This is a genomic window from Collimonas sp. (genome assembly GCF_035566555.1).
GTDB lineage: Bacteria > Pseudomonadota > Gammaproteobacteria > Burkholderiales > Burkholderiaceae_D > Collimonas.
Genome location: NZ_DATMRB010000176.1, coordinates 17,812 through 27,178, shown reverse-complemented (window position 1 = coordinate 27,178; position 9,367 = coordinate 17,812). Strand labels below are relative to the sequence as shown.

Sequence of the window (9,367 nt, the reverse complement as noted above, 5' to 3'; positions counted from 1 at the left end):
CAGCATCAGCTCGCGTTCGATATGTGCGCCTTCGGTCAGGTCGACCACTTTGACGACTTCAATCAGACGGTTCAGGTGCTTGGTGATCTGTTCGATCACGTCATCCGAACCGCTTGTCACGATGGTCATGCGTGACAAGGTTGCATCTTCGGTCGGTGCGACCGTCAATGTCTCGATGTTGTAGCCGCGGGCCGAAAACAGACCTACCACGCGCGACAGCGCGCCGGCTTCATTTTCCAGCAGTACAGAAACGATATGGCGCATGATTACAGATCCTCCGAACCGAGCAGCATTTCAGTCAAGCCCTTGCCCGCCTTGACCATCGGCCAGACGTTTTCGGTTTGATCCGTGATGAAATTCATGAATACCAGCCGGTCTTTCATGGCGAACGCTTCCTTCAGCGCGCCATCGACGTCGGCCGGGTTTTCGATCTTCATGCCGACGTGGCCGAAGGACTCCGCCAGCTTGGTGAAGTCCGGCAGCGAATCCATATAGGACTCGGAATAGCGCGAACCGTAATCGATCTGCTGCCATTGCCGGACCATGCCGAGGAAACGGTTGTTGAGCAGGATGATCTTCGGCGTCAAATGATATTGCTTGCAGGTGGCGAGTTCCTGGATGCACATCTGGATCGAGGCTTCGCCGGTGATGCAGGCTACAGTCGAGCCTGGGTTGGCCATCTGCACGCCCATCGCGTACGGCAGGCCGACGCCCATGGTGCCGAGGCCGCCGGAATTGATCCAGCGGCGCGGCTTGTCGAAACCGTAGTACTGCGCCGCCCACATCTGATGCTGGCCGACGTCGGAGGTGATGAAAGCGTCGCCGTCGGTGATCTGCCAGACCTTCTGCACCACGGACTGCGGCTTGATGACTTCTTTCGAGTCAGCAAACTTGAGGCAGTCGCGGCCGCGCCATTCTTCGATCTGTTTCCACCAGCTGGACAAGGCCGCGGTATTTTGCCGGGTCTCGGCGGCATCCAGCTGCGCCAGCAGTTCCTGCAGCACATCCTTGACGTTGCCGACGATAGGAATATCCACCTTGACGCGCTTGGAGATCGAGGACGGGTCGATGTCGATATGGATGATCTTGCGCGACACCGAGGTAAAGTTCTTCGGATTGCCGATCACGCGGTCGTCGAAGCGGGCGCCGATGGCGATCAGCACGTCGCTGTTCTGCATCGCCATGTTGGCTTCGTAGGTGCCGTGCATGCCCGGCATGCCGACGAACTTGTCGCTCGACGACTTGTAGCCGCCCAGGCCCATCAGGGTCGTGGTGCACGGGTAGCCGAGGCGGTCGACCAGCTTGTTCAGCTCCGGCGAGGCATTCGCCAGGATCACGCCGCCGCCGGCATAGATCATCGGCCGTTCCGCGGTCAGCAACAGCTGCACCGCCTTGCGGATCTGGCCCGAATGACCTTTGTCGACCGGCTTGTAGGAACGCATCTCGACTTCCTTCGGATAGTCGAACACGTGGCGGTGCATGGTGATGTCTTTAGGGATATCCACCAGCACGGGACCGGGACGGCCGGTGCTGGCGATAAAGAACGCCTTCTTGATGGTCGATGCCAAATCCTTGACATCCTTGACCAGGAAGTTGTGCTTGACGCACGGACGTGTAATGCCGACTGTGTCGCACTCCTGGAACGCGTCTTCGCCGATCGCATAGGACGGCACCTGACCCGAAATCACCACCATCGGGATCGAGTCCATATAGGCCGTGGCCAGGCCGGTCACCGCATTGGTGACGCCGGGACCGGACGTGACGATCGCCACGCCGACCTTTTGCGAACTGCGTGAATAGGCATCGGCTGCGTGGATCGCAGCTTGCTCATGACGTACCAGGATATGCTGGAATTTTTCTTGCTGGAAAATGGCGTCGTAGATGTACAGCACAGCGCCACCGGGATAACCGAACACGTGTTCGACTCCCTCTTCCGCCAGACAGCGCACGAGAATTTCCGCGCCGGTGATAGGCAGGTTCGTGTCTTTGCTCATTTACTAGATCCTTTCAAGGTCCATTGGAAATTGATCGGATGCTCTTTCCTGACGAAATGGCGAAGCGTATCAGTGCTACGGCGTCCCTTCTTTGTGCGGTCACGTCATTCCGTTGCGTAGCCGTAGATACGATTCAAAATGGCGCTAAACGCTACTCGTTCAGCCGAAATTCCTGTTTACGTTGTCGCCTGATTCTCGCGCTTGTGGCACGGGTTAGAGCAAACAGCTTACAAATATATGCAGCATGCCTATCCGTTGAGCAACATGTTGGGTCGTCAACGAAAAGGCTTAGTCACACCCCAGGATGCCGAGGTGGATAGCTACCATAATGCGTAGTTTCATTTCGGTCAAGCCAAATTACATGAAATCCGCGTTAAATCATGCCTTTTGCTGTAGTTTTACCCACAACACCCTGCTTTTTTGCTAGCATTCGGCCAGTCTGGAATTAATTGTCAACCATTGTCTGCCGAGGCGATGGCCGCAACAATTCCGGACACAGGCCAAGGGCGGCTGGCGTCAACGAGTCAACACCGGGGTCAGCTCCAGGCGTGGCCGTTTTCCGGCAGCATGACAATATAGAGAAACAGCAACTTGAACCACAGCAATAGCCCGTTAATTAGCCCGCCAATGACCGAATTCGCCGCACAGCATGGCCACCGATAAAGAACTTTCCGACTTCCTCGAAAACGTCGAGCGCCGGGCTTTCAAGCAGGCGGTGTATGCCGTCCGCAAGGACGAGTCGGCGCTGGACATTGTCCAGGACGCCATGATCAAGCTGGCCGAAAAATACGGCGACAAGCCGGCCGCCGAGCTGCCGATGCTGTTCCAGCGCATCCTGCAGAACACCATCCATGACTATTTCCGCAGGGAAAAAGTCCGCAACACCTGGGTCAGCCTGTTTTCCAGCATGGGGCATAACAACGCCAATGACGAAGACTACGACGTCCTGGAAACCTTCGAGTCGCCGGAAGACTCGCAAGCCACGGAATCCAGCGCCAACAAGCTGGAACGTGAGCAAATTCTCAATATCATCGATCAGGAAGTACAGAAGCTGCCGGCACGTCAACGGGAAGCCTTCCTGATGCGTTATTGGGAGGACATGGATGTTGCCGAGACCGCGGCTGCAATGGGATGCTCGGAAGGCAGCGTAAAGACGCACTGCTCTCGCGCAACGCACGCTCTGGCGCTATCGCTCAAGGCCAAAGGAATCAGCTTATGAACCACAAACAAATCAACTTCGCTTTCAAGGTGCGGCATGCACTGAATGAAAACCTGGACCAGCTGCCGGCGCCGGCCGTCGACCGCCTGGCCGCGGCACGCCAGGCTGCGCTTGCGCGCAAGAAAAAAGACGCTCCGGTCCGTGTCGTGGCGCGCCAGGGCGTGCTGGCTGGCCATGCTGGCAACTTCGCTGGTAATTTCTTCAATGACCCGCTGTCCTGGCTGAGGCGGCTCGGCGTCGTTGCGCCTATCCTAGTCGGCGCGGTGCTGTTGTCTGGATTGTATCAGTTCGAGCAGCAGCACCGGATTGCCGCCACTGCCGATATCGATGCCGCCGTGCTGTCGGACGAACTGCCGCCGTCGGCTTATCTGGACCGCGGCTTCAGCGCCTTCCTGGCTCAGCAGCAAGAACCGCAACAAGACAGCACGCAGCAAGAGCAATGACCTTGGCCACTTCTTCCCATCCGAATGAACACAAGACGGCCGCCGGCAAGTTGAGCGGCCGCGCCAAACGCCTGCTCGGCGCTGCTTTTGCAGTGCTGATCACCGGCGGCGCCGTGCTGGCGGTAGTCGGGCCGGTGGTGCCGACCCATGCTGCCCCGCTGGCTGTAAGCGCCAGCGAGATGCACGTCAACGTCCCCAAGATGACCAAAGTGATCGGCAACGCCGTGCCTAACTGGGTTGAGCTGACTGCGGTGCAGCAGCATATCCTGGCGCCGCTGGAGCCGGACTGGAACAAGCTGAAGCCGGCTACCCGCAAGAAATGGCTGGAAATCAGCGGCCGTTACGTCAACATGACGCCGGCCGAACAGGAAAGGCTGCAGGCGCGGATGCGCGGCTGGGTCACGCTGACGCCGGAACAGCGCCGCATCGCGCGTGAAAACTATGCGCGCGCCAACAAGCTGGATACAGAACAGAGAGCCTTGCGCTGGCAGCAATACCAGCAGCTTTCCGAAGAAAAAAAGAAAGAGCTGGCCGACCAAGCCACGCCGCTGCATAAACGTGTGACCACCATGCCGCCAGCCCACTTGAACAAGAACAACCCAGCTGCGCCGGTCAAGCTGGCGCCGCCTGCAGCTACCGAACAAACCGCCGTGATAGCACCGGCAGCGGCGACCCCGGCAGCGGCTGCCGTGCCGACACCGGCGCCGGCTGCGGCGCCCGGCACAAAATAAGCATTTTGAACACTCCCGCTTCGCCGGCCGTCCCGGCGCTTGCCAGCGCGCAGCAAACACCCTCATTGAAACGCCGCTTCGGCAGCATCATGTATGAAGCCATGCTGCTGTTCGGCATCCTGTTCATTTCAGGCTGGATTTTCTCCACCCTGCTGCAGCAACGCAACGCCCTCTATCTGCGGCATGCCCAGCAAGCCTGGCTGTTCCTGGTGTTAACCGTATATTTCGTCTGGTGCTGGAGCCACGGCGGCCAGACCCTGGCCATGAAAACCTGGCGCATACGGCTGGTCAACCGCGACGGCAGTGCGGTCAGGGCCGGGCGCGCGGCGCTGCGTTTCCTGCTGAGCTGGTGCTGGTTCCTGCCGGGACTGGCGCTGGCCTGGGCGCTGGGTGCGCATACCTGGATGCTGGTCTGGGTGCCGGCCGCCAATTTCATCCTCTGGGCCATGACGATTTACCTGGATCCGCAACGCCAGTTCCTGCACGACCGCATCGCCGGCACCAGGCTGGTGGACATGGCGGAAATCGTGGTTCCCGCCCGCAAGCACAAGTGGTATCACTAATCATCTGAAAGACGCTCAGCCGGAATCCTGAGCGTTTTTTTTCATTCCTGCTGCTGCAAGGCCAGCAATTCCTGCTCCGAAAACCCGGCCGCCCTCCGCGCCTCCAGATTGAATGGTCCGCGCAGGATCGGCGCTTTGTAGCGGATCGCCAGGGCGGCAAAGGTCGCCAGCGGTTCCAGCCGGCGGCGCCGGCAGAGCCAGCCGTACCAGCGGTTGCCGATCGCCACATGGCCGATCTCGTCGCGCAGGATGATGTCGATGATGGCTGCCGCAGGCTCGTCGCCGGCTTGCGCCAGCTTGGCGCGGGTGCGCGGCGAAGCATCCAGCCCGCGCGCTTCCATCATGCGCGGCACCAGCGCCATCCTGGCGACGACGTCGTCGCTGGTCTTTTCCGTCAGCTCCCACAGGCTGTTGTGCGCGGAAAAATCGCCGTAGGCGTAGCCCAGTGTCTGCAAATGCCTTGCCAGCAGGCTAAAGTGGTAAGCTTCTTCCCTAGCCACCCGCAGCCAGTCGGCATAATACTCAGGCGGCATGCCGGCAAAACGCCAGATGGCGTCGAGCGCCAGGTTGATGGCATTGAATTCGATGTGCGCCAATGCATGGATCATGGCGGCACGCCCTTCCACTGATGCCATGGAGCGATGCTTCACCTCGCGCGGCGGCACCAGCGCCGGCAGCAAGGGCCGCCCCGGGACGGCGGCAACGGCGCTCAGCACGGCATCCGTGTCCAGCCTCATATCACCCTTGCTCCAGGCCGCAGCCAAGGCCTCGACCGCGGCCACTTTGGCGGCGACGTCTGCCTCGCACAGGCATTGCAGGGCGACTGCACGCAGCTCTGCCTTGGCAGCAGTGGCGACGGCAAGGCTAGTTTCGGCAGGCTGGTTCATGTCGACGGCGGTAGAATGGCGCTATGGTTGAAAAATCGGACTTCGGACATATGTATAGCGATTAATTAATGGCAATCAGTCTTTTACGGAGCGAATTTTACACAATTATGGCCATCTACCAATTGGGCGAGCATGCCCCCGACATCGCCCCATCGGCCTATATTGCGCCTTCCGCCAACCTGATCGGCAAAGTCAGGGTGGAAGCCGACGCCAGCGTCTGGTTCGGCGTCACGATCCGCGGCGATAATGAATTGATCACGGTCGGCCAGGGCAGCAATGTCCAGGAAAGCAGCACGCTGCATACTGACATGGGTTTCCCGCTGACGATAGGCAAGAATGTCACCGTCGGCCACCAGGCGATGCTGCACGGATGCACGATCGGCGACGGTGCCTTGATCGGCATCCAGGCCGTGATCCTGAATGGCGCCAAGATCGGCAAGAACTGCCTGGTCGGCGCCGGTGCGCTGGTCACCGAAGGCAAGGAATTTCCCGACAATTCGCTGATCATCGGTTCGCCCGCCAAAGTGGTGCGCACCCTCAGTGAACAGGATGTCGCGGCACTGGCCGGCAACGCCACGCACTACATCGAACGCGGCCAGGAATACAAGGCCGGGCTCAAGCAGATCGGATAACCCGCAAGTAAAACAAGCAGCAGTCAATCAACAGAAAACAGTGGATAAAGATATGGACGTAACAACGATGGCGGAAACAAACGGCACGGCCGGCGACTCGCTGCAGAAATTCATGGTGGAAAATGCCGCGGTGCGCGGCGAGCTGGTGGAGCTGTCGACGACCTGGCAGCAGGTGCTGACGCATCATCATTATCCGCGGCCGGTGACGACGCTGCTGGGTGAAATGATGGCCGCGGCAGCATTGATGTCGGCCAACCTGAAATTCAATGGCGTCATCGTCATGCAGATTCACGGCGATGGTCCGGTGCGCCTGCTGGTGGCCGAATGCGATTCGCAGCTGCACATGCGCGCTACCGCCAAGCTGGCGCCGGATGCCGTGATCGACGACGACGCCAGCATGTCGCAGCTGGTCAACCTGGACGGCCAGGGGCGCTTCGTCATTACCCTTGACCCGCAGGACAAGATGCCTGGCCAGAAACCGTACCAGGGCATCGTGCCGCTGGATGGCGAGAGTGTCGCCACGGTCATCGAAAACTACATGCTGCGCTCGGAGCAGCTGGACACCAAGCTGTGGCTGGCTGCTGACGACAAGGTGGCGCGCGGCCTGCTGCTGCAGAAATTGCCGAATCACGGTGGCATCGATGCGCCCATCAACGACGACCTGGAAACCTGGAACCGCTTCATGGCGCTGGGCGGCACCCTGCAGCCGAAAGAAATGCTGACGACCGATATCCAGACCTTGATGCGACGCCTGTTCTGGGAAGAAAACATCCGCGTGTTCGAGCCGCAGCTGCCTAGTTTCCAATGCAACTGTTCGCGCGAGAAAGTCGGCAACATGCTGAAAATGCTGGGCGAGCCTGAAATCGAAGAAGCCCTGGCGGACCTCGGCAAGCTGGCGGTGGATTGCGACTTCTGCGGCCAGCACTATGAATTCGACAAGGTCGACTGCGCCCACCTGTTCGCCACCGAAGCGCCGGTCGAGGCGCTGCTGCCTACCGGATCCAGCAAGCACTAAGACAAAACGGCGCCGCATTATTCAACATAATGCGGCGCCGTCGCTTCTCCTGCGGCGGCCAGTTCCTGCTCTCTGCCCGCGAAATCCTGTACCTCAATGCTGCGGCTTCTTGCCTCGCTCATCCGGGACCGCAACCGCAATCGTTTTTTCCACCGCGGTCAGTTCCGGATTCGGCGGCGCCGGCGCATCGGCCGGATTACCGTTCGGATCGAGGATCTGGATGAAGATCTCATCCTGCTTGATCATGCCCAGCTCAGTCCGCGCCCGTTCTTCCACGGCGCCGGTGCCTTCCTTCAAATCGTGCACTTCCGAGTCGAGCTTGGCGTTGCGCGCTTTCAGCTCGGTGATCTTGTCGTGCGCGGCATGCACTTGCTGATCCATGTCCCAGACGCGCAGCCAGCCGCCCTTGCCCAGCCACAGCGGGTACTGGACCAGCAGCAGTAGAACGGTCAGGAAAATAGCAATTAAGCGCATCGTGTCAGGGTCGACTTACCGTCTTATCAAATCAAACGTAGGGTGAGCACAAGTGCCCACCCTACTCCTTGCGAATTACTTAATATTATAGAACGCGCTACGGCCAGGATAGCTGGCGACATCGCCCAGGTCTTCTTCGATGCGCAGCAGCTGGTTGTACTTGGCCATGCGGTCCGAACGCGACATCGAGCCGGTCTTGATCTGCAAGGCGTTCATGCCAACCGCGATATCGGCGATGGTCGAATCTTCGGTCTCGCCGGAACGGTGCGAGATCACTGCGGTGTAGCCGGCGCGCTTGGCCATTTCGATCGCAGCGAAAGTTTCGGTCAGGGTGCCGATCTGGTTGATCTTGATCAGGATCGAGTTGGCGATATCCTTGTCGATGCCTTCTTTCAGGATCTTGGTGTTGGTGACGAACAGGTCGTCGCCCACCAGCTGGATCTTCTTGCCGAGGGTTTCGGTCAGCAGTTTCCAGCCATCCCAGTCGTTTTCCGCCATGCCGTCTTCGATGCTGATGATCGGGTACTTGTCGCACCACGATGCCAGCAGGCCGGTGAATTGGGCGCCGGTCAGGGTCATGTTTTCGCCGGCCAGGACATAGCTGCCGTTCTTGTAGAATTCGCTGGCCGCGCAATCCAGGCCGAGGGCGATTTGCGTGCCTGGCTCATAGCCGGCGGCTTCGATCGCCTGGATGATCAGCTTCAGCGCTTCTTCGTGGCTGGCCAGGTTAGGCGCAAAACCGCCTTCGTCGCCAACCGCGGTCGACAAACCCTTGTCATGCAGGATTTTCTTCAGCGCGTGGAATACTTCTGCGCCGTAACGCAGCGCTTCGCGGAAGCTCGGTGCGCCGACCGGGATGATCATGAATTCCTGGATGTCCAGGTTGTTGTCGGCATGCTCGCCGCCGTTGATGACGTTCATCATCGGCACCGGCATCTGCATCGCGCCGCTGCCGCCGAAATAACGGTACAGCGGCAGGCCGGCTTCTTCGGCAGCAGCCTTGGCCACCGCCATCGATACTGCCAGCATGGCGTTGGCGCCCAGGCGGCCCTTGTTTTCAGTGCCGTCGAGGTCGATCAGGGTACGATCCAGGAACGCTTGTTCGCTGGCATCCAGGCCCATGATGGCTTCGGAGATTTCGGTGTTGATATGCTCGCAGGCTTTGAGGACGCCCTTGCCGCCGTAACGGCTCTTGTCGCCGTCGCGCAGCTCGATCGCTTCGCGCGAACCGGTGGAGGCACCGGACGGCACAGCCGCACGGCCCATCACGCCGGATTCCAGCAGGACGTCGCACTCTACAGTCGGATTACCGCGCGAATCAATAATTTCGCGGCCAATGATGTCAACGATTGCACTCATGTATTTCCCTATCAAATAAAAATATGCGCGATATTAAAACCATTTGCGGG

Annotated in this window: 11 protein-coding genes; 6 read left to right on the top strand and 5 right to left on the bottom strand. The window is 59.5% G+C overall.

The features are described from left to right. Together ilvN and VNZ65_RS22385 are read right to left on the bottom strand one after the other, a co-directional pair. Positions 1–264: acetolactate synthase small subunit (gene ilvN / locus VNZ65_RS22390; protein ID WP_325661948.1), on the bottom strand; the 264-nt coding region annotated here is incomplete at its 3' end. Between the two features lie 2 nt (positions 265–266). Then, complete coding sequence (locus VNZ65_RS22385) at positions 267–1,994, bottom strand: acetolactate synthase 3 catalytic subunit (protein ID WP_325673006.1); 1,728 nt, start codon at positions 1,992–1,994, stop codon at positions 267–269. Positions 1,995–2,643: 649 nt separating this feature from the next. Between VNZ65_RS22385 and VNZ65_RS22380 the strand changes: the two genes are divergently transcribed. From VNZ65_RS22380 to VNZ65_RS22365, 4 genes are read left to right on the top strand one after another with little or no spacing between them, the layout of a single operon-like run. Next, complete coding sequence (locus VNZ65_RS22380) at positions 2,644–3,213, top strand: RNA polymerase sigma factor (protein ID WP_325673004.1); 570 nt, start codon at positions 2,644–2,646, stop codon at positions 3,211–3,213. Then, on the top strand, positions 3,210–3,656 hold the full coding sequence (locus VNZ65_RS22375; RefSeq protein ID WP_325673003.1) for a DUF3619 family protein: 447 nt from the start codon (positions 3,210–3,212) through the stop codon (positions 3,654–3,656). Before VNZ65_RS22380 ends, VNZ65_RS22375 begins: the two co-directional genes overlap by 4 nt. Continuing rightward, positions 3,653–4,387, top strand: coding sequence for a DUF3106 domain-containing protein (locus VNZ65_RS22370; protein ID WP_325673001.1), 735 nt, complete (start codon positions 3,653–3,655; stop codon positions 4,385–4,387). The genes VNZ65_RS22375 and VNZ65_RS22370 overlap by 4 nt, the downstream gene beginning before the upstream one ends. 5 nt (positions 4,388–4,392) lie before the next feature. Continuing rightward, on the top strand, positions 4,393–4,950 hold the full coding sequence (locus tag VNZ65_RS22365) for an RDD family protein (protein WP_325672999.1): 558 nt from the start codon (positions 4,393–4,395) through the stop codon (positions 4,948–4,950). A gap of 41 nt (positions 4,951–4,991) precedes the next feature. Here VNZ65_RS22365 and VNZ65_RS22360 read toward each other — a convergent pair whose 3' ends face one another. Continuing rightward, the gene (locus VNZ65_RS22360; protein WP_325672997.1) at positions 4,992–5,837 is read right to left on the bottom strand and encodes a ferritin-like domain-containing protein; all 846 of its coding nucleotides are present in this window, start codon (positions 5,835–5,837) and stop codon (positions 4,992–4,994) included. Between the two features lie 107 nt (positions 5,838–5,944). On the opposite strand from VNZ65_RS22360, the gene VNZ65_RS22355 reads away from it, so the two are divergent. Together VNZ65_RS22355 and hslO are read left to right on the top strand one after the other, a co-directional pair. Beyond that, positions 5,945–6,469 carry a gamma carbonic anhydrase family protein gene (locus tag VNZ65_RS22355; RefSeq protein WP_062117651.1) on the top strand — a complete coding sequence of 175 codons (525 nt, stop codon included), beginning with the start codon at positions 5,945–5,947 and terminating at the stop codon, positions 6,467–6,469. 52 nt (positions 6,470–6,521) lie between these two features. Beyond that, positions 6,522–7,484 carry an Hsp33 family molecular chaperone HslO gene (hslO, locus tag VNZ65_RS22350; RefSeq protein ID WP_325672995.1) on the top strand — a complete coding sequence of 321 codons (963 nt, stop codon included), beginning with the start codon at positions 6,522–6,524 and terminating at the stop codon, positions 7,482–7,484. A gap of 93 nt (positions 7,485–7,577) precedes the next feature. On the opposite strand, the gene ftsB is transcribed toward hslO, so the two are convergent. Together ftsB and eno are read right to left on the bottom strand one after the other, a co-directional pair. Beyond that, on the bottom strand, positions 7,578–7,958 hold the full coding sequence (ftsB, locus tag VNZ65_RS22345) for a cell division protein FtsB (protein ID WP_325672993.1): 381 nt from the start codon (positions 7,956–7,958) through the stop codon (positions 7,578–7,580). Positions 7,959–8,033: 75 nt separating this feature from the next. Then, positions 8,034–9,317, bottom strand: a complete 1,284-nt coding sequence (gene eno / locus VNZ65_RS22340; RefSeq protein ID WP_061942415.1) for a phosphopyruvate hydratase — start codon at positions 9,315–9,317, stop codon at positions 8,034–8,036. Positions 9,318–9,367: the final 50 nt, after the last annotated feature.

Excerpts from the sequence above, each read along its gene's own strand:
- VNZ65_RS22360 (WP_325672997.1), bottom strand. The coding sequence starts at position 5,837 with ATGAACCAGCCTGCCGAAACTAGCCTTGCCGTCGCCACTGCTGCCAAG.
- VNZ65_RS22380 (WP_325673004.1), top strand. The coding sequence starts at position 2,644 with ATGGCCACCGATAAAGAACTTTCCGACTTCCTCGAAAACGTCGAGCGC.
- VNZ65_RS22385 (WP_325673006.1), bottom strand. The coding sequence starts at position 1,994 with ATGAGCAAAGACACGAACCTGCCTATCACCGGCGCGGAAATTCTCGTG.
- VNZ65_RS22375 (WP_325673003.1), top strand. The coding sequence starts at position 3,210 with ATGAACCACAAACAAATCAACTTCGCTTTCAAGGTGCGGCATGCACTG.
- hslO (WP_325672995.1), top strand. The coding sequence starts at position 6,522 with ATGGACGTAACAACGATGGCGGAAACAAACGGCACGGCCGGCGACTCG.
- VNZ65_RS22355 (WP_062117651.1), top strand. The coding sequence starts at position 5,945 with ATGGCCATCTACCAATTGGGCGAGCATGCCCCCGACATCGCCCCATCG.
- eno (WP_061942415.1), bottom strand. The coding sequence starts at position 9,317 with ATGAGTGCAATCGTTGACATCATTGGCCGCGAAATTATTGATTCGCGC.
- ftsB (WP_325672993.1), bottom strand. The coding sequence starts at position 7,958 with ATGCGCTTAATTGCTATTTTCCTGACCGTTCTACTGCTGCTGGTCCAG.
- VNZ65_RS22370 (WP_325673001.1), top strand. The coding sequence starts at position 3,653 with ATGACCTTGGCCACTTCTTCCCATCCGAATGAACACAAGACGGCCGCC.